17 protein-coding genes and 2 tRNA genes are annotated in these 17,786 nt (G+C 66.9%); 7 read left to right on the forward strand and 12 right to left on the reverse strand.

Annotation, left to right across the window (positions count from 1 at the left end):
- The first annotated feature begins 49 nt into the window (after positions 1-49).
- The gene (locus tag ACFWUP_RS29165; protein ID WP_379239184.1) at positions 50-1,231 is read left to right on the forward strand and encodes an FHA domain-containing protein; all 1,182 of its coding nucleotides are present in this window, start codon (positions 50-52) and stop codon (positions 1,229-1,231) included.
- 57 nt (positions 1,232-1,288) lie between these two features.
- Here the strand turns inward: ACFWUP_RS29165 and mihF are convergent, their stop codons facing one another.
- Positions 1,289-1,603: an integration host factor, actinobacterial type gene (gene mihF, locus ACFWUP_RS29170; RefSeq protein ID WP_019045768.1), complete on the reverse strand. Its 315-nt coding sequence runs from the start codon at positions 1,601-1,603 to the stop codon at positions 1,289-1,291.
- 510 nt (positions 1,604-2,113) lie between these two features.
- On the opposite strand from mihF, the gene ACFWUP_RS29175 reads away from it, so the two are divergent.
- Positions 2,114-2,929 (forward strand): hypothetical protein, encoded by an 816-nt coding sequence (locus ACFWUP_RS29175; protein WP_379239185.1) that lies wholly within the window; start codon positions 2,114-2,116, stop codon positions 2,927-2,929.
- Between the two features lie 81 nt (positions 2,930-3,010).
- On the opposite strand, the gene clpX is transcribed toward ACFWUP_RS29175, so the two are convergent.
- The 5 genes from clpX to ACFWUP_RS29200 form a co-directional block, all read right to left on the reverse strand.
- On the reverse strand, positions 3,011-4,291 hold the full coding sequence (gene clpX, locus ACFWUP_RS29180) for an ATP-dependent Clp protease ATP-binding subunit ClpX (protein WP_358117833.1): 1,281 nt from the start codon (positions 4,289-4,291) through the stop codon (positions 3,011-3,013).
- A gap of 242 nt (positions 4,292-4,533) precedes the next feature.
- Positions 4,534-5,196, reverse strand: a complete 663-nt coding sequence (locus ACFWUP_RS29185; RefSeq protein WP_379239186.1) for an ATP-dependent Clp protease proteolytic subunit — start codon at positions 5,194-5,196, stop codon at positions 4,534-4,536.
- Positions 5,197-5,239: 43 nt separating this feature from the next.
- Positions 5,240-5,815 (reverse strand): ATP-dependent Clp protease proteolytic subunit, encoded by a 576-nt coding sequence (locus ACFWUP_RS29190; protein WP_056821854.1) that lies wholly within the window; start codon positions 5,813-5,815, stop codon positions 5,240-5,242.
- Between the two features lie 167 nt (positions 5,816-5,982).
- Positions 5,983-7,347, reverse strand: coding sequence for a trigger factor (gene tig / locus ACFWUP_RS29195; protein WP_379239187.1), 1,365 nt, complete (start codon positions 7,345-7,347; stop codon positions 5,983-5,985).
- Positions 7,348-7,498: 151 nt separating this feature from the next.
- Positions 7,499-8,035 carry an FKBP-type peptidyl-prolyl cis-trans isomerase gene (locus tag ACFWUP_RS29200; RefSeq protein ID WP_379239188.1) on the reverse strand — a complete coding sequence of 179 codons (537 nt, stop codon included), beginning with the start codon at positions 8,033-8,035 and terminating at the stop codon, positions 7,499-7,501.
- A 159-nt stretch (positions 8,036-8,194) separates the two neighbouring features.
- Here ACFWUP_RS29200 and ACFWUP_RS29205 point away from each other — a divergent pair, with 159 nt between their 5' ends.
- Both ACFWUP_RS29205 and ACFWUP_RS29210 read left to right on the forward strand, forming a co-directional pair.
- Positions 8,195-10,657, forward strand: a complete 2,463-nt coding sequence (locus tag ACFWUP_RS29205) for a phosphoketolase (RefSeq protein WP_379239189.1) — start codon at positions 8,195-8,197, stop codon at positions 10,655-10,657.
- A gap of 44 nt (positions 10,658-10,701) precedes the next feature.
- Complete coding sequence (locus tag ACFWUP_RS29210; RefSeq protein ID WP_379239190.1) at positions 10,702-11,514, forward strand: metallophosphoesterase; 813 nt, start codon at positions 10,702-10,704, stop codon at positions 11,512-11,514.
- Here ACFWUP_RS29210 and ACFWUP_RS29215 read toward each other — a convergent pair.
- On the reverse strand, positions 11,486-11,893 hold the full coding sequence (locus ACFWUP_RS29215; RefSeq protein WP_379239191.1) for a DUF1801 domain-containing protein: 408 nt from the start codon (positions 11,891-11,893) through the stop codon (positions 11,486-11,488). The two genes, ACFWUP_RS29210 and ACFWUP_RS29215, sit on opposite strands and share 29 nt — an antisense overlap.
- 197 nt (positions 11,894-12,090) lie before the next feature.
- Between ACFWUP_RS29215 and ACFWUP_RS29220 the strand changes: the two genes are divergently transcribed.
- Complete coding sequence (locus ACFWUP_RS29220; RefSeq protein WP_379239192.1) at positions 12,091-12,450, forward strand: hypothetical protein; 360 nt, start codon at positions 12,091-12,093, stop codon at positions 12,448-12,450.
- 43 nt (positions 12,451-12,493) lie between these two features.
- Here the strand turns inward: ACFWUP_RS29220 and fabG are convergent, their stop codons facing one another.
- The 3 genes from fabG to ACFWUP_RS29235 form a co-directional block, all read right to left on the reverse strand.
- On the reverse strand, positions 12,494-13,252 hold the full coding sequence (gene fabG / locus ACFWUP_RS29225; RefSeq protein ID WP_379239193.1) for a 3-oxoacyl-ACP reductase FabG: 759 nt from the start codon (positions 13,250-13,252) through the stop codon (positions 12,494-12,496).
- An 82-nt stretch (positions 13,253-13,334) separates the two neighbouring features.
- A tRNA-Pro gene (locus ACFWUP_RS29230) sits at positions 13,335-13,411 on the reverse strand.
- A gap of 42 nt (positions 13,412-13,453) precedes the next feature.
- A tRNA-Gly gene (locus ACFWUP_RS29235) sits at positions 13,454-13,524 on the reverse strand.
- Positions 13,525-14,181: 657 nt separating this feature from the next.
- Here ACFWUP_RS29235 and ACFWUP_RS29240 point away from each other — a divergent pair.
- A complete protein-coding gene (locus ACFWUP_RS29240; protein ID WP_378918201.1) occupies positions 14,182-15,135 on the forward strand; it encodes a diguanylate cyclase domain-containing protein in 954 nt (317 codons plus the stop codon).
- Positions 15,136-15,183: 48 nt separating this feature from the next.
- Here the strand turns inward: ACFWUP_RS29240 and ACFWUP_RS29245 are convergent, their stop codons facing one another.
- On the reverse strand, positions 15,184-15,987 hold the full coding sequence (locus ACFWUP_RS29245) for an Fpg/Nei family DNA glycosylase (RefSeq protein WP_379239194.1): 804 nt from the start codon (positions 15,985-15,987) through the stop codon (positions 15,184-15,186).
- A 42-nt stretch (positions 15,988-16,029) separates the two neighbouring features.
- The gene (locus ACFWUP_RS29250) at positions 16,030-16,503 is read right to left on the reverse strand and encodes a ribose-5-phosphate isomerase (RefSeq protein WP_379239195.1); all 474 of its coding nucleotides are present in this window, start codon (positions 16,501-16,503) and stop codon (positions 16,030-16,032) included.
- Positions 16,504-16,539: 36 nt separating this feature from the next.
- Between ACFWUP_RS29250 and ACFWUP_RS29255 the strand changes: the two genes are divergently transcribed.
- The gene (locus tag ACFWUP_RS29255) at positions 16,540-17,772 is read left to right on the forward strand and encodes a M48 family metallopeptidase (RefSeq protein WP_379239196.1); all 1,233 of its coding nucleotides are present in this window, start codon (positions 16,540-16,542) and stop codon (positions 17,770-17,772) included.
- The last annotated feature ends 14 nt before the right edge of the window (positions 17,773-17,786 follow it).

Consider the following 17,786-nt stretch of genomic DNA (forward strand, 5'->3'; position numbering starts at 1 on the left):
CGAGGTCGGCGTGGCCGTGGGGGAAGGCCAGTCCGATTAGGAGGCGTTGATGCACGCGCATTCGTCCACCGTGGCCATCGTGCCGGGGACCGGGATCGTCGCTCGCTTCGGCGATGTCGTCGTCTATCTGGCCGGGGAGACACCCTCGACCGATCGATTGCTCGGCGCGGTGGAAACCGTCGCCAACAGCACGGCGGCGAGCGCACCCGGTGCGGCACTGGCCCAGCGACTGGCGGGCGTTGTCTTCGGGGGCGGCTCCGCCCCACCACCTTTCGGCGTGCTGGCCCCGACCGCCGACGGGATGCTGATCCTGTTGCGCGGCGCGGTGATCGCCGAGATCTCCGGCGCCGAGGGCAATCGTCGCCTCGCCGGTGACCGGGCCTTCACCTGGGTGGACGAGATCATCCGCGAACCGGTCCGCCGGATCGCGGTCGGCGCCGAGATGGCCGACCCGACCAGCGCCAACCCGCGCACCGATCTGCGTGCGGGCATCGTCACCGGCAACGGTTTCGTGCTGAACCTGGGCCGACGCCGCAATCCCCCGCCGCGCCGGGTCGAGGCCATCGACGAACCGCCGCCGACCGAGGCCACCGGCTTCCAGGCCCTTCGCCCACCGACGCGCCCCACCGACACCAGCGATGCGCTCCCCGCGCCCGCCGGGTTCCCCGAACAACCCGCGACCTCGGGTTTCCAGCCAGATGCCGGCCGACCCGACATCGAGACGGTGAGCGCCCGACCCAACACCGGCGAAAACGGCAGCGCCGGTGTCGCCAACTCCGACGGTGTCACGGTGAGCACCGGCCCACGCAACTCCCCCGCCGCCAACGCGCCCCGCGCCTGGTCCCAGGCACTCGATGCCGCCAAACGGGCCGAACCGGTGGCGTTGAGCAAAGGGGCTGGTTCGCGCGGCGCCCTGGTCACCGAAGACGGGCTGAGCTACCCACTGGACCGGCCGTACGTCCTCGGCCGCAATCCCTCGGGGGAAGAATCGGTTCGTGCTTCTGCGGCGACGCCGATCCTGATCGAACGCGATCGGCTCGTCTCGCGGGTCCATGCCTTCGTCGCCCCCGACCGTGGCAAGGTGTTCGTCCGCGAAGCCCCCGCGACCTCCGGAACCTTCTTCGCCGCCCCCGACAGCGAACGCTGGTCACGCGTCGGCACCCTCCCGATCGAACTGCAACCGGGCTGGCGCCTGCGGATCAACGACTTCCTGCTGACCTACTGCGTCTAGATAGACCATCCCGACGCCCGTGCATCCAGCTCCACGGGCGTCGGATCGCGAATCGGCTCAGGCCTCGAGGGCGTCGAGCAGTGCCGCGCGCTGACGAGCACCGAGCCCACCGATACGACGATCCTCGGGAATCTCGGCCTGATCCATCAACTTGGCGGCCTTGACCGGACCCACGCCCGGCAGTGCCTTGATCACGGCAGCGACCTTGGTCTTTTTCACCAGGTCGTCGCTGTCGGCTTTCTTGAGCAGATCGGCGACGGTGACCTTGCCCTCCTTCACCTTGCCGATCAGTTCCGAGCGCGCCTTGCGCACGGCAGCCGCTTTGGCCAACGCCTCGGTGCGCTGTTCGGCGGTCATCGTAGGCAGTGCCATGTCTCCTCCGCTTCCACTCGTCACTCGAACATCTGATTGACGGACCGAGTAAACAGCACGAAATCGGCAGCACCAGTCCGACACACCGCGAGGATACGCCGATGAGTTTTGCGTGCCGAACCCGTCGTAATCAGTGAAGGCCCTCCCAAGACGGACCAAACGGACGAAAGGACGGTTTTCGCGGAACCTGTCCCCTATCCATTTCCCCTGGCCTTAAACATCCGAGTAACACCCCGATGACCAGCGACGACACACCATCCAGAAGCACTTCACGGGATCAAGGTTCAACGGCGAACCACGGAGGATCAACGAAGCTCCTCGACCCGGGCGCGACGGTTTTCCTGTCGTCACCGCATCCCCGTTCTGGTGCATCGAAGAGCTACACATCTTGTGCGCCAGACATATTGAGCCCCCGCGGGCCTGCTGATCCGGGCCCGCGGGTGTAGTTCTCCCGCTCGATGCGCAACAATGACGCGACCCGGCGAACCCTTTTTGCTACCTGGAGTTGCGATGCGCGAGGAACACCCGCTCGACCACGAGGTCACCGCCCTGCCCGTGCGGGTGGAACGGGCAAGGCGTCGCATCGCCTATCAGTCCGATCCTGCGCTGACCGATGCGTTGTCGGAAGACGAACTGCGCGCCGAACGCGAGCTCGCCGAGAAGATCCGCACCTACGAGCGCGACCAGCGCTGGAAGCAGATCGAGGCCGCCTCCTCGCACTCCGACCGCCTGCGCGACACCACCGCGGCGCTCGAGCGGGCCGAGATGTCGGACCTGATGGTCGCCCGCAAGGCGATCGCCGCGCAGCGTCGTGAATCCAACCCGCGCGCGCGGCTGGCCTCGCTGTATCAGCACCGCACCTGGTCGCTGCGCGGACTGGCGGGCGTGGTGATCGTCGGCATGCTGTGGTCGGCGGTCAACGTCCAGCACAACATCGCCCCCGGCGGACCCAGCGACCCGCTCTACTGGGCCAGCTTCGGCCTGGAGGCGATGATCAGCGTGTGTCTGATCATCATCATGATCGGCACCACCCGGGTCGCCGAGTGGGGCGTGATGGGCAACCGCAACCAGGTGCTGATCGCCGAGGGGTTCCTGCTCACCCTGACCATCGCCCTCAACACCTATCCCCACCTGAGCGCAGGGCACTGGTACGACGCCGCTGTGCACGCCATCGCCCCGGTGATGATCGGTGTCGCCCTGCTCATCCACAATGCCGCCAGCGCCCGCTACAGCACCGCCATTGCCCGTGCCAGTGCGGAGATCCCCGCCGACGACGGCGACGATCTGCTCGCGGCGCCGAAGCTCGGCGATCCGGCCGCCAACTAGCCGCCTCCCGCAGCCCTAGAACCCAGCACAGCGAAGGGCCCCTCCGGATCAGATCCGAAGGGGCCCTCAGCTATTGGTTTGTTACGCCGACTTCTCGCGACGCTCGGGACGCTGTGCCTTGCGTGGCACGATCGTCGGGAGGACGTTGTCGATGACGGTGTCGGCGTTCACGACCACCTTGGCGACGTCGTCGCGGCCCGGGATGTCGTACATCACCGGCAGCAGGACTTCCTCCATGATGGCGCGCAGCCCGCGTGCGCCGGTGCCGCGCAGGATGGCCTGATCGGCGATCGCCTCGAGCGCGTCGGTGGTGAACTCCAGATCCACCCCGTCCATCTCGAACAGGCGAACGTACTGCTTGACCAGTGCGTTCTTCGGCTCGGACAGGATGGTGACCAGCGATTCCTTGTCCAGGTTCGTCACCGAGGCGACGACCGGCAGGCGGCCGATGAACTCGGGGATCAGACCGAACTTGATCAGATCCTCCGGCATCACGTCGGCGAAGTGGTCATCGGTGTCGACCTCGGCCTTGGAGCGAACCTCGGCGCCGAAGCCGATGCCGCGGTGCCCGGTGCGGTCGGAGATGATCTTCTCCAGGCCCGCGAAGGCGCCCGCGACGATGAACAGCACGTTGGTGGTGTCGATCTGGATGAACTCCTGGTGCGGGTGCTTGCGACCGCCCTGCGGCGGCACACTCGCCTGGGTGCCCTCCAGGATCTTCAGCAGCGCCTGCTGCACACCCTCGCCCGAGACATCGCGGGTGATCGACGGGTTCTCGCTCTTGCGGGCGATCTTGTCGACCTCGTCGATGTAGATGATGCCGGTCTCGGCGCGCTTGACGTCGTAGTCGGCGGCCTGGATCAGCTTCAGCAGGATGTTCTCGACATCCTCGCCCACATAGCCTGCCTCGGTGAGCGCGGTGGCGTCGGCGATGGCGAACGGCACGTTCAGCATCTTCGCCAGGGTCTGCGCGAGGTAGGTCTTACCGCAGCCGGTGGGGCCGAGCATCAAGATGTTCGACTTGGCCAGCTCCACGGTCTCACCGCGGGCGTCGCGCCCCTTGTCACCCGCCTGGATGCGCTTGTAGTGGTTGTAGACCGCGACGGCGAGGGTCCGCTTCGCGGTGTCCTGGCCGATCACGTAGTTCTCCAGGAAATCCCGGATCTCCGAAGGCTTGGGCAGTTCGTCGAGCTTCACTTCGCTCGACTCGGCCAGCTCTTCTTCGATGATCTCGTTGCACAGATCGATGCACTCGTCGCAGATATAAACCCCGGGGCCCGCGATGAGCTTCTTGACCTGCTTCTGGCTCTTTCCGCAGAACGAGCACTTCAGCAGATCGCCGCCGTCTCCGATGCGCGCCATCTCGTAGGTCCCTACTTCCTTGTCCGAGTGCGACCGTCGTCCCCCGATTGGGCCGTCAAATACGTCTCGGTGCCGTCAATCAGAGCAATGGTCCCTGAGTCGACCGTACCTGTTGTGCGCGAATGAGGTCGACAACTCGCGCATGTTTGTCGTGACTGCTGTGCGGGTCCTCACCATTGTGAGCCACCGCGGGTGAAAAAGCCGGGCCCGCCGCCCAGATCATGGCAGCGGGCCCGGGCGTGTCACTTCTGTCCGCTGAGCTTGCGGTAATCGAAGACCTGATCGATGATGCCGTATTCCTTGGCTTCCTCGGCGGTCAGGATGTTGTCGCGGTCGGTGTCCTTGCGGACCTGCTCCTCGGACTTGCCGGTGTGGCGCGAGATGGTGACTTCCATCAGGCGACGCATCCGCTCGATCTCGGCCGCGGCGATCTCGAGGTCGGACACCTGACCCTGCACACCGCCCGAGGACGGCTGGTGGATCAGGATGCGCGCGTTGGGCAGCGCGGCCCGCTTGCCGGGGGCACCGGCGGCCAGCAGCACCGCGGCGGCCGAGGCGGCCTGGCCGAGGCAGACCGTGACCACGTCGGGGCGCACGTACTGCATGGTGTCGTAGATCGCCATCAGCGCGGTGAACGAGCCACCGGGCGAGTTGATGTACATGGTGATGTCGCGGTCGGGGTCCTGGGATTCCAGCACCAGCAGCTGCGCCATGATGTCGTTCGCCGAAACGTCGTCGACCTGGTTGCCCAGGAAGATGATGCGCTCCTCGAACAGCTTGTTGTACGGGTCGGAAGTCTTGACGCCGAACGAAGTCTGCTCGGTGAACTGCGGCAGGATGTAGCGCGACTGCGGCAGGCTCGCACCGGAGCCGTGGCCGGCGCGCGGGTCGAAGAGGTTGGCCATCTTTATCTCCAAGCTTGTCTCGAGTGAGGGGGGACGGCGGCGGTTACTTCGCCTGGTTCGCGTGCGCGACCACGTGGTCGATGAAGCCGTACTCGAGGGCTTCCTTCGCCGTGAACCAGCGGTCGCGGTCCGCGTCCTCGGTCACCTGCTCCACCGACTTGCCGGTGTGCAGCGACTGCAGTTCGTTGAGCTCACGCTTGGTGTGGGCGAACTGCTCGGCCATGATCGCGATATCGGCCGCCGAACCACCGATGCCCGCCGACGGCTGGTGCATCATGATCCGGGTGTGCGGCAGCGCGAAACGCTTGCCCTTGGTTCCCGCGGTGAGCAGGAACTGTCCCATCGATGCGGCCAGACCCATCGCGACGGTCTTGATGTCGCACTCGGCGAACTGCATCGTGTCGTAGATGGCCATGCCCGCGGTGACCGAGCCACCGGGCGAGTTGATGTAGAGCGCGATGTCCTTGGTCGCGTCCTCGGCCGAGAGCAGCAGGATCTGCGCGCAGATCTTGTTCGCGATCTCATCGTCGACCTGGGTGCCCAGGAAGATGATGCGCTCGCGAAGCAGCCGTTCGTACACGGAATCACTGAGGTTGAGTCCAGCGGTAGCGGCTGTCATGACCCCTGCCTGGTTGATCGTCACGGATACCTGCCTTCTCTTCTCACCGATTGCTACGGCCATACGAATACGGTTCGTCGTCACAAACACTAACGAAGCAGGGCGGCACCGAACTCCCGGTACCGCCCTTCTTCGCTCACAGCGCAATCAAATCACGCCGCTGAAACCTACTCAGCAGCGGCTTCGACCTGCTCGCCTTCAGCGGAATCCGCAGGGTCACCGAACATTTCGGTGGTGTCGACCACATTGCCGTCGGAGTCGGTGACCTTCACCTGACCGACAACTCCGGCCAGCGCCTTGCCGCGTCGCACGTCGGCGAACACCGCGCCGAGCTGACCGGCCTGCTGCACCTGCTGGATGAACTGCTCGGGCGACATGCCGTAACGCTGCGCCTGGAACAGGATTCGCTCGGTCAGCTCCTGCTGGCCGACCTGGGTGCCCTCGGCCTCGGCGATGGCGTCCAGCAGCAGCTGGGTCTTCACCGACTTCTCGGCGGCTTCCTGGGTGTCCTTGTCGAACTCCTCGCGCGAGGAGCCCTGTGCCTCGAGGGCCTCGGCCAGCTTGGCCTCGTCGTGGTCGAAGCCGTGCACGGCGTCGTGGACCACGGCGTCGACCTCGGCCTTGACGACGGCCTCGGGCAGCGGGACCTCGACGGTCTCGAGCAGAGTGTCGAGCACCTTGTCGCGGATGGAACCGGCCTGCTCGACCTTCTTGACGCGCTCGACGCGGCCCTTGAGGTCTTCCTTGAGCTCGTCGATGGTGTCGAACTCGCTGGCCAGCTGGGCGAACTCGTCGTCGGCCTCGGGCAGCTCGCGCTCCTTGACCGACTGCACGGCCACGGTGATCACGGCTTCCTTGCCGGCGTGGTCGCCCGCCACCAGGGTGGAGGTGAACTCGGCGGACTCGCCGGCCTTCAGGCCGATCACGGCTTCGTCGAGGCCCTCGATCAGCTGACCCGAACCGACCTCGTGCGACAAGCCGGTGGTGGACGCCTCGGGGACGTCCTCACCATCGACGGTCGCCGACAGGTCGATCGACACGAAGTCACCGTCGGCCACGGGACGCTCGACACCGGTGAGGGTGCCGAAACGCTGACGCAGCGAGAGCAGCTGCTCTTCGATGTCGTCGTCACCGATGGTGAAGGAGTCGACGCTCACCTCGATGCCCGAGTAGTCGGGCAGCGCGATCTCGGGACGCACGTCGACCTCGGCGGTGAACGCCAGCTCTTCGCCGTCTTCGATCTTGGTGATCTCGATCTCGGGCTGGCCGATGACCTTCACCTCGCCGGCCTGCACGGCCTCGGCGTACTTGTTCGGCAGCGCGTCGTTGACGACCTGCTCGAGCACGGCGCCACGGCCGACGCGGGTTTCGATCAGCTTGGCCGGGGCCTTGCCGGGACGGAAGCCGGGGATCTTGACCTGGTTGGCCAGTGCCTTGTACGCCTTGTCGAAGTCGGGCTTCAGCTCCTCGAAGGGCACCTCGACGTTGATCCGGACCCGGGTCGGGCTCAGCTGCTCGACGGTGCTCTTCACGGACATACTCCTCGGTTCGTAGTTCATGGTGGTGTCCCCGCAAAGGGGCGACGCGCCAAAGTCAGGCACGGCTAAGCCAGGTGCGGCGCATAATGCGCATCCCGACCAGGGTAGTTGACCGCCTGCGCGGTCGCGCAATCGGTGGGTGGCGCTAGCGGCCGACCTGCACCGCGTCGGTGACGAAGACCAACGTCTCGTTGGGCGCGACGCCGTTGCCACCTTCGCCGTAGCCCAGGTTCGGCGGCACGATCAGCAGTCGGCGGGTGCCCTGCTGCACGCCGACCAAACCCTCGTCCCAACCCTGGATGACCTGGCCGGTACCGAGGGTGAGCCCGAACGCCTTACCGCGCTTGAACGAGCTGTCGAGTACCTGCTTGTCCGACCAGGTGACCAGCTCGTAGTTCATGGTCAGCGGCTGTCCGGCCACCGCACCGGGCCCGCTGCCGACCACCAGGTCCTTGGTGATCAGGGTCTTGGGTGCCTCGCAGGTGTCGGGGATGGTGATGGTGGGCGCCTCACCGAACCCGCCGGTGACCTTCACGTCGTCAGCGGTGCATTCCAGTCCCGTGCTCTTGCCGCCGGTGGTGCTCGGTGATCCGCTCGAATCCGAGTCAGAGCCGCAGGCCGCAGTGGTGATCGCGGCGGCCGCGACGAGTCCGATTCCGATGAACCTGGCGAGAGAATGCATGGCCCGCACAGTAATCGACCGCCGTGACGGGGTCGGGAACCGGCACGACGGTAGGCTCGGCGGTGCGTTTCTCCACCGGTGTCACCGGTCCTCGATCGGTGCCCGTACAGGCCCCGCGGCGCGGACTGCGCCGCTCACCGAGCACGAGGAGAGTCCGCGATGACTGCAACGACCGATACCGCCGCGGACAATGTGGGCGACGGTCATGGCAAGACCATCGCCCCGAAGCCCTACATCCTCACCGACGCGCCCGGTCCGCTCTCGCGCGCCGAACTCGTCGCGGTGGACGCGTGGTGGCGCGCGTCGAACTATCTCGCAGTCGGCCAGATCTATCTGATGGGCAACCCGCTGCTGCGCACCCCGCTGGTCCCCACCGACATCAAGCCGCGGCTGCTCGGCCATTTCGGCACCGTGCCCGGCCTGAATCTGGTGTGGGCCCATGCCAATCGGGTGATCCGCGAGCGCGGGTTGAACGCGGTGTATGTCGCGGGCCCCGGCCACGGCGGACCCGGCCCCAATGCCTGCGCCTGGCTCGAGAACGCCTACACCGAACTCGAACCCGACATCCCGCGCGATGCCGACGGCATGCGCAGATTCTTCCACCGGTTCTCCTTCCCCGGCGGCGTGCCGAGCCACTGCGCACCCGAAACTCCCGGCTCGTTCCACGAGGGCGGCGAGCTCGGCTACTGCCTGCTGCACGCCTACGGCGCCGCCCTCGACAACCCCGATCTGGTCGTGTTCTGTGTGATCGGTGACGGCGAGGCCGAGACCGGCCCCCTGGCGGGCAGCTGGCACGCGAACAAATTCCTCAACGCCGGTCGCGACGGCGCGGTGGTGCCGATCCTGGCGCTCAACGAATACAAGATCGCCAATCCGACGATCTTCGCCCGTATCCCCAAAGAGGAACTGGTCGAGCTGCTGCGTGGCTACGGCTACGAGCCGCTGATCGTCTCCGGCAACGACCCCGCCCCGGTCCACCAGGCCATGGCCACCGCGATGAACACCTGCATGGACCGGATCGCGCAGTTCCAGAAGGCCGCCCGTGAAGACGGCGACATGAAACGTCCCCGCTGGCCGATGATCGTGATGCACACCCCGAAGGGCTGGACATGTCCCCCGGTGGTCGACGGCGTCCAGGTCGAGGGCACTTTTCGCGCGCACCAGGTGCCCCTTCCCAACGCACGCACCAACGCCGAACACCGGCGGGTGCTAGAGCTGTGGTTGCGGTCGTATCGGCCGGAGGAATTGTTCGAACAGGACGGCTCGCCGGTGCCCGCCCTGCTGGAGCAGGTCCCCACGCAGCCGATGAGCCTGAACCCGGTTGCCAACGGCGGCTTACTGATTCGCGATCTCGACCTACCCGACTGGCGCACCTACTGCGTGGAGGTCGTCGCACCCGGCGCCGGTCAGCACGAGGCCACCCGGGGGCTCGGCAGCTGGCTGCGCGATGTCACCGCGCGCAATCCGCACAACTTCCTCACCTTCGCCCCCGACGAACTGGTCAGCAACCGATTGCAGGACATTCTCGAGGTGACGGGACGCGACTGGCAGGAGGAAGTCGGGCGCTGGGATGTCGATCTGTCGACAGTCGGGCGCGCGGTGGAGGTGCTGTCCGAGCACATGTGCGAGGGCCTGCTCGAGGGCTATCTGCTCACCGGCCGCCACGGCGTGTTCACCTGCTACGAGGCGTTCATCCACATCGTCGACGCCATGTTCAACCAGCACGCCAAGTGGCTCGACGCCAGCCTGGCCGTGCCGTGGCGGCGCAAGATCCCCAGCCTGAACTACCTGCTCACCTCCCACGTGTGGCGCCAGGACCACAACGGGTTCACCCACCAGGACCCCGGTTTCCTCGACGTGGTGGCGAACAAGAGCCCCGACATCGTGCGCGTGTACCTCCCGCCGGACGCCAACACCCTGCTCTCGACCTACGACCACTGCCTGCGGTCGCTGCACTACGCCAACGTGGTGGTGGCAGGCAAACAGCCTGGGCCGGACTGGCTTTCGGCCGAAGAGGCAGCGCTGCACTGCACGCGTGGACTCGGGATCTGGGAATGGGCCTGTCACAACGACGATCTCGGCACGACACCGGATGTGGTACTCGGCTGCGCGGGCGACGTGCCGACCCTGGAAACCCTCGCCGCGGTCGCGATCCTGCGAGATCGACTGCCGGACTTACGGATTCGATTCGTCAATGTCGTCGACCTGATGCGCATGCTGCCCGCAGACGAACACCCGCACGGCCTGCCCGACGCCGAGTTCGACGCCCTGTTCACCACCGACCGCCCGGTGATCTTCGCCTTCCACGGCTACCCGTGGCTGGTCCACCGGCTCACCTACCGCCGCACCAACCACGCCAACCTGCACGTGCGCGGCTACAAGGAGAAGGGCACCACGACCACCCCCTTCGACATGGTGATGCTCAACGACCTCGACCGCTTCCACCTGGTGCTCGACGTGATCGACCGCGTTCCCGGGCTACGCGAGCGGGCGGCGGGCCTGCGCCAGGAGATCGTCGATGCCCGATTGATCGCGCGCCGGTGGACCCGCGAACAGGGCGCCGACATCCCGGTCGTCGCGAACTGGGTCTGGCCGGACTCGGCGATCCCCACCGCCGAGTAACGCAGTTGCGGCACGAGCCCGCTCTGCACGACGATGAAGGGGAGATGACCGAACCCCGCCGCCCCGACCTGCTCCCCCGCGACCGCCGCGACCTGACCGGACCGTTCGACGTGATCGGCGACGTCCACGGCTGCCGCAGCGAACTGGAAACCCTGCTGGGCGAGCTCGGCTACGACATCGACCGCGACGACCGCGCCCGCCCGATCGGCGCCACCCACCCCGGCAACCGCATTGCGGTCTTCGTCGGCGACCTCGTCGACCGCGGCCCCGATACGCCCGGCGTGCTGCGCCTGGTCATGGGAATGGTGGCGGCGAGAACCGCCCTGTGCGTCGCGGGCAACCACGATCACAAGCTGATGCGCGCCCTCGACGGCCGCAATGTCCGCATCGCGCACGGCCTCGAACAGTCGCTGTCCCAGCTGGCCGACGAAGACCTCGAATTCCGCACCGCCGCACACACTTTCCTCGGCGACCTACCCGCCCACTACCTCCTGGACCGAGGCAAGCTCGTGGTGGCACACGCCGGTCTGCCCGAGAGTCTGCACGGCGCCACCACGGGCCGGGCCCGCTCCTTCGCCCTCTACGGCGCCCCCACCGGCGAACTCGACGAACACGGCTACCCCGTCCGCTACGACTGGGCCCAGGACTACCGTGGCAGCGCCACCGTCCTCTACGGCCACACCCCGGTCCACACCCTCACCTGGGTGAACAACACCCTGTGCCTCGACACCGGCGCGGTCTTCGGCGGCACCCTGTCGGCGGTGCGCTACCCGGAGCAGACCACCGTCTCCGTTGCCGCCGAACAGGTCTGGAGCGAACGCGCGGGAATCACTCCGACGCACCGCGCTCCTTCTTGATCTTGCGCCAGCCGCCCGCACGGTTGTCGGCGATGATCTGTTTCAGCATCTTCGACAGCGCGCGTTCGTTGAGGATCTGGCCCTCGTAGACCGCCACTGTCCTGGCGGTTTTGTTGTCGTGCCCACCGGTGATGATGTGGTCCGGGTCGGGCACGATCGCGCCGTCGTAGAGAAAAATATTGACGTGGGTCTTGGCGGCGAGCAGTGCGCAGATGTTGCCGTCGAGAACGAAGTAGGGCTGGACGCGACGTTTGACCGTCTCGGTGACTTCCGGATCGGCGGCGTGGACGAGCTCACGCACCTGGCGGCAAATCGCCTGCTGCCAAGTGGGTAGCGCGTCGATGTAGGCGTCCACGCGCGGATCAGCGACATAGGTCATCGACGGATGATGACACAGCCGATGCCTCGAAAACGGCACGACCAGCGGTTTTCGCCACCCGAGTCGCGCGCCCGCCGATCCGGACGCCGACTGTCGCCGAATCGTCAACGACGAACCCCCGCGTGACATGCGGATTCGCGCCGAGATAGGCCTACCATCAGCACCGGACGACCCGACTCATCGACGAGGAGAGGTTCATGCGCGCCACATTTCTCGCACTGTCCGTACTCGCACCACTGATGGTCACCGGGGTGGCCACCGCCGACCCCGCCCCGCCGGGAACGGGAACCCTGACCGCCTGGGCCTTCACCGGCAGCGAACCGATTCCGGTGAATCGAGCCGATATCGCCGTGACACCGTGCGGCGCCGAGCAGGTGGTCGCCACGCTGGTCAGCGGGGCCGACGGACGGGCGAGCGTGGCGCTGCCGGTGGGTTGCTACGAGGCGAAAGTCGTGACGGTGCCCGGTGGCTGCGGGCTGGCCGTCACCGAACCCGTTCGAGTCACCCTGACGGCAGGCACCGAGTCACGCGCCGACTTCCGCTTCGGCTGCGCGTAGCCGGCACGACAGCGTCCATTACGCGCGCACGGCCGGAGCCTGCTCAGTCCTTCGGGCCGCCCGCCACGTAGAGCACCTGACCCGACACGAAGCCGGCACCCTCGCTCGTGAAGAACGAGGCCGTGTTGGCGATATCGGCGGGCGTGCCGACCCGGTTGACCGGAATCGCGGCTGCGGCAGCCGCTTTGAACGCCTCGAAGTCGGCGCCGACCCGTGCGGCGGTGGCCGCGGTCATGTCGGTTTCGATGAAGCCCGGGGCGATCGCGTTGGCGGTGACCCCGAATTTGCCGAGTTCGAGGGCGAGGGTCTTGGTGAAGCCCTGCATGCCCGCCTTGGCCGCCGAGTAGTTGGCCTGGCCCCGGTTGCCCAGCGCCGAGGTGCTCGACAGGTTGACGATGCGACCGTACTTCGCCTCGACCATGTACTTCTGCACCGCGCGCGTCATCAGGAACGCGCCGCGCAGGTGCACGTTCATGACGGTGTCCCAGTCGTCCACTGACATCTTGAACAGCAGGTTGTCGCGCAGCACGCCCGCGTTGTTGACCAGGATCGTCGGCGCGCCCAGTTCGGTGGCGATCCGCTCCACCGCGGCCGCGACCGCCGCTTCGTCGGAGACGTCGGCGCCGACGGCCAGCGCGGTGCCGCCCGCGGCCTCGATGGCGGCGACGGTACCCGCACAGGCGGCTTCGTCGAGGTCGAGCACGGCGACAGCATTACCGTCGGCGGCGAGCTTGATGGCGACGGCGGCGCCGATCCCACGTGCGGCACCGGTGACGATCGCGACCCTGGAGTTTGCAGACATGAGCGCCACCCTATCGCGCCCCGAGAACGAAAAAAGCCCCTGGTCCGGGGAAAGTCCCTGGTCCGGGGCTGGATTCGAATGATGGTCGGGGTGACAGGATTTGAACCTGCGACCCTCCGCTCCCAAAGCGGATGCGCTACCAAGCTGCGCTACACCCCGATACCTCATCAGCGAGAACACCGTCGAGGCAATACATGTTTGAGCGGGTGACGGGAATCGAACCCGCACCATCAGCTTGGAAGGCTGAGGTTCTACCATTGAACTACACCCGCAGGCATACGACATCGATGGGATCGCCACGATGTCGTGTGCGACACGACTGTACCGAACCCCGCGCGATAAATGCCAATCCGGCCTCTGCCTGCCCGATTGATGCGCCATCGGTGAGCCGGTGCACCCCACTCCGCACGCGATCAATCGTCACCGTGCCCGATTAGGGCCTAATGACCCTATCCCTGAAACAGCCGCCCCGCGACGATGGTTGGTGCGCCCATGGGGACCGGCGTCAGCTCCACCGGGGGATTAAATAGGAGAATTTTCCTTAAAAACCTGGCACGTGGGCGGCGAGTAGGCCACCATGAGAGTGCGCGTGACGACTATTGCCACATCGTCACGACCTGCACCCCGTGCCAGGAGGGACCATGGCAACGCAACGTCCACCACCCCGAGAGGGGCTCCACGCTGCATGTTTCGGGCTCCCGAAATTCTTTTCGGGAAATGTGTAACGCCGGAGACGCTGCAGCGATGTCATAGCCGATCGCCATTCGCGAGAGACGCGAGAACACGTTCTATAACGTGACTTTTCGGTCTCGGGTGGCTTGCTAGGATCCTTTTTGCCGGACGGGGGTATCTGGAAAGGGGGCGGTGAGCGTGTACCGAACTCGGTGGACCCAACCGCGTAGCAGTGCGAATGATTGCCGGTGATGTCGATGACCCACATCGAGCCACCGGTCGCCGCGATGGCCCGCGCCTGGGCCCGCGCGGTCTGCGCCGAACCGGGCTCTTCCACGGCGCCGCACCAGTTGGAGCCGGTGCTCGTCGAGATCGTCGAGCGGCTGCTGCACCTGGCCCGTACCGAACCGTTCCCGGTCCCACAGGCGCGTAAGCTCGGCGCGCGATTGGCCGAGGCACCCTTCGAACGCACCAGAATGCTGGCGCATGCCAGTCGCTGGCTGCTCGGTTTCCCCTCCGGGGTTCCGGGTTCGCTGGTGGCGACCCGCTGGCCGCTGGTGGCCAGCCAGGCCATCGACAGCTACGCACAGGCATTGCAGGAACGCGCGCTGGCGCAACAGGAACAGAACATCTCGGCGAAAGTGTCACTGCGCGTACAGGAGATCGCCGCGCTGCAGCACCGCTTGCGCCACGAGGCGACCCACGACGCACTCACCGATCTCGCGAACCGCACGCTCCTGCAGGAACGGGTCCGTGCGTTCGCCGCCGACCCGAGCCGCGGTGTCGGCGTGCTGGTGGTGGATCTCGACCGCTTCAAACAGATCAACGACGGCTACGGACACGCGATCGGCGACGAGGTACTGGTCGAACTGGCCAACCGCCTGCGCGAGGTGTGCCCGCCCGACACGGTGATCTGCCGGTACGGCGGCGACGAGTTCGTGGTCGCGGCCAACCCGCGCCGCGACACCCTCGGCGAGCTGGCTCACCGCGTGGTCGCGGCGCTGCGCGACCCGGTGTGGTCGAGCGCGGGTCCGGTACCGGTTTCGGCCAGCGTGGGCACCGCTTTCTGCCCACCGGGAAAAACGTGCGATTTCACCGACCTGCTACGCCGCGCCGACCGCGCGATGTACTCGGCGAAATCGGCGGGCGGGCGGCGTTTCGCGCTCGCTGAATCGGGCGACCCCGAACTGGGAACGGCGGTCGCCGGCTGAGTCGGATCGCGAAGCCTGCACTTCGCGATCCGGCTCAGCCGATTCTTTCTAGTCGGGCTGACAGGTGGGGCACCAGAAGAGGTTTCGGCCCTCCATGACCTTGTGCGCGACGGGGGTCGCGCAGACTCGGCACGGTTCGCCTTGGCGGCGGTAGACGTAGGTGCGGGGGCGGTCCTTGTTGTAGGACGGTGCGCCGGTGTCGTGTTCGGGGCGGACCACGTGCATGCGGCCGGTGGTGACACCGATGGGCATCAGGTCGACCAAGTCCGCCCAGAGGGCGTCCCATTCGTCGGCGGTGATCGAGGTGCCGGGGCGGAACGGTGAGATGCCGTGGCGGAAGAGGACTTCCGCGCGGTAGACGTTGCCGACGCCCGCGATCAGAGCCTGGTCCATCAGCAGGGCGCCGATTGCTCTGCGGGAGCGGCGGATTCGCTCTCCCGCTCGTTCGTGGTCGGCGTCGGCACGCAACGGGTCGGCGCCCAGGCGCGCGGTGAGCGCCTCCACTTCGGGTGGCAGCAGGACTTCGCAGGCGGTGGGTCCGCGCAGGTCGGTGCCGAAATCTGTTGCGGCCCCGAGCATTCGCATCCGCACCTGCCCGACCGGCGCCGCCATCGGCAACTCGACCTCACTGAAGGTGCCGTACAACCCGAGATGCACATGCACCGTCAGGCCGGACGCATAGTGATGCAGCAGATGCTTGCCGTAGGCCTCGGCCCGCTCGAGCACCTGCCCGTCCACCAGCGCCGCACCTTCGCTGAACCGCCCCTGCGGGCTCGAAACCCGCACAGCTCCACCAGCAAAGCGATCCTGGTGGAGCTGTGCGATCCGATGGAGCGTGTGCCCCTCAGGCAAGAAACACTCCTGTCGACAAACCGAGCGATACGCGGAGCAGTATCAGTACGCGGGGATCTCGGGGGCGATGCCGGTCTTCTCGTATTCGGCCAGGATGTCGATGCGGCGCTGGTGGCGCGCCTCCTCCGACCACGCGGTCGCGATGAACGCGTCCACGATGGCCAGCGCCTCGGCGGTGGAGTGCATGCGGCCGCCGATGCCGATCAGGTTGGCATTGTTGTGTTCGCGGGCCAGCACGGCGGTTTCGACGCTCCAGGCCAGGGCGCAGCGGGCGCCGGCGACCTTGTTGGCGGCGATCTGCTCGCCGTTGCCGCTGCCACCGAAGACCAGGCCGAGCGAGCCGGGATCGGCGACGGTGCGACGGGCCGCCTCGATGCAGAAGGCGGGGTAGTCGTCGAGGGCGTCGTACTCGAGGGCGCCGCAGTCGACGACCTCCAGTCCGGCCTCCTGCAGATGGGCCTTGACGTGATTCTTCAGTTCGAAACCGGCATGGTCGGCACCCAGGTAAACGCGCATGGCTGCGATTGTCGCAGGCCCGCTTAGAGTCGTTTCATGCACCCGCACGAACCGCATTCCCCGCATTCGGCAGGTCCCCCGCCGGAGCACACCGACGCCGCACCCGAGCACACGCCGTCGCTGAACAAAGACGCCGCGCCGCCGTCACCGTGGGCCCAACCCGATTCGCGGCCCGGCGATTTCCGCGCACAGGACAACCCTGCGCCGCCTCAGTTCCCCGGGAGCGCGCACCCGAACTCGCCGTTCCCCGGCCCGACGGGTGCCTATCCGCCCGTCACACCCGGTCACTACACCCCCGGCCACGTCCCGCCGCCCCCACCCCAGCACCGCCCGCGCGGCCTGATGCCGTGGGATCGCCCCGCCCGCCATCCGTGGGAGATCCCGTTGCTGATCGTGGTCATCATGATCACCGCGGTCGCGTACCTGCTGGCGTTGCTGCTCACGGCCTTCGCGATCTTCGCCGATCCCATCGTCGACGAGAACGGTGTCGAGCAATCCAGTTCGATCCTGAGCAGTCCGTATGTGCTGCTGTTGCTGTTCGCGCCGGTGCTGCTGTGGGCCGGTCGTGGTCTGAACATGGCGACCCAGCGGGTGAACGGCGTGAAGATGTCACCCACCCAGTTCCCCGAGGGGTACCGGATGGTGCAGGAGGCGGCGGCGCGATTCGGGATGTCCAAGGCGCCCGACGCCTACGTCATCCTGGGCAACGGCCAGATCAACGCGTTCGCCTCCGGGCACGGGTTCCGCCGGTTCGTGGTGGTCTACAGCGACCTGTTCGAAATCGGCGGCGCCGCACGCGAACCCGAGGGTCTCGCCTTCATCATCGGCCACGAGGTCGGCCATATCGCCGCCGGTCACGTGTCGTATTGGCGCCAGCTCGGCATGTTCGCCGCGCAGTGGTTGCCGCTGCTCGGGTCGTCGCTGATCCGCGCGCAGGAGTACACCGCCGACAATCACGGCTTCTGTTTCCGTCCGCAGGGTGCGCCGAGCGCGATGGCGACGTTGGCCGCGGGCAAGTACCTCAACACCGATGTGGGTGTCGACGAGATGGCCGATCGGGCCGCCACCGACCGGGGCGGTTTCATCTGGCTGGTCAACGCGATGTCGAGCCACCCGGTGCTCACCTGGCGGATGTGGGCGTTGCGCGACCGCAGTAAGCCGGGCCCGATGTTCTGGCGGCCCAGCGCACCGCACCCCGGCATGATCCCGCCACCGGGTGGTTATCCGCTGAATTCGGCACCGCCCGCGCTGCCGCCGAAGCCGGTCTAGCGCGCAGAGGGGGT

The sequence above is a fragment of the Nocardia sp. NPDC058658 genome (assembly GCF_042716665.1).
In the GTDB taxonomy this organism is placed as follows: Bacteria; Actinomycetota; Actinomycetes; order Mycobacteriales; family Mycobacteriaceae; genus Nocardia.

Bases quoted from the DNA above. Each gene is read 5' to 3' on its own strand.
- ACFWUP_RS29215 (WP_379239191.1), bottom strand. From the start codon at position 11,893: ATGACCTATGTCGCTGATCCGCGCGTGGACGCCTACATCGACGCGCTA.
- ACFWUP_RS29185 (WP_379239186.1), bottom strand. From the start codon at position 5,196: ATGGCCAACCTCTTCGACCCGCGCGCCGGCCACGGCTCCGGTGCGAGC.
- ACFWUP_RS29210 (WP_379239190.1), top strand. From the start codon at position 10,702: ATGACCGAACCCCGCCGCCCCGACCTGCTCCCCCGCGACCGCCGCGAC.
- clpX (WP_358117833.1), bottom strand. From the start codon at position 4,291: ATGGCGCGCATCGGAGACGGCGGCGATCTGCTGAAGTGCTCGTTCTGC.
- ACFWUP_RS29175 (WP_379239185.1), top strand. From the start codon at position 2,114: ATGCGCGAGGAACACCCGCTCGACCACGAGGTCACCGCCCTGCCCGTG.
- ACFWUP_RS29200 (WP_379239188.1), bottom strand. From the start codon at position 8,035: ATGCATTCTCTCGCCAGGTTCATCGGAATCGGACTCGTCGCGGCCGCC.
- mihF (WP_019045768.1), bottom strand. From the start codon at position 1,603: ATGGCACTGCCTACGATGACCGCCGAACAGCGCACCGAGGCGTTGGCC.
- ACFWUP_RS29205 (WP_379239189.1), top strand. From the start codon at position 8,195: ATGACTGCAACGACCGATACCGCCGCGGACAATGTGGGCGACGGTCAT.
- ACFWUP_RS29250 (WP_379239195.1), bottom strand. From the start codon at position 16,503: ATGCGCGTTTACCTGGGTGCCGACCATGCCGGTTTCGAACTGAAGAAT.
- fabG (WP_379239193.1), bottom strand. From the start codon at position 13,252: ATGTCTGCAAACTCCAGGGTCGCGATCGTCACCGGTGCCGCACGTGGG.
- ACFWUP_RS29255 (WP_379239196.1), top strand. From the start codon at position 16,540: ATGCACCCGCACGAACCGCATTCCCCGCATTCGGCAGGTCCCCCGCCG.
- ACFWUP_RS29190 (WP_056821854.1), bottom strand. From the start codon at position 5,815: ATGACAGCCGCTACCGCTGGACTCAACCTCAGTGATTCCGTGTACGAA.
- ACFWUP_RS29165 (WP_379239184.1), top strand. From the start codon at position 50: ATGCACGCGCATTCGTCCACCGTGGCCATCGTGCCGGGGACCGGGATC.
- ACFWUP_RS29220 (WP_379239192.1), top strand. From the start codon at position 12,091: ATGCGCGCCACATTTCTCGCACTGTCCGTACTCGCACCACTGATGGTC.
- ACFWUP_RS29240 (WP_378918201.1), top strand. From the start codon at position 14,182: ATGACCCACATCGAGCCACCGGTCGCCGCGATGGCCCGCGCCTGGGCC.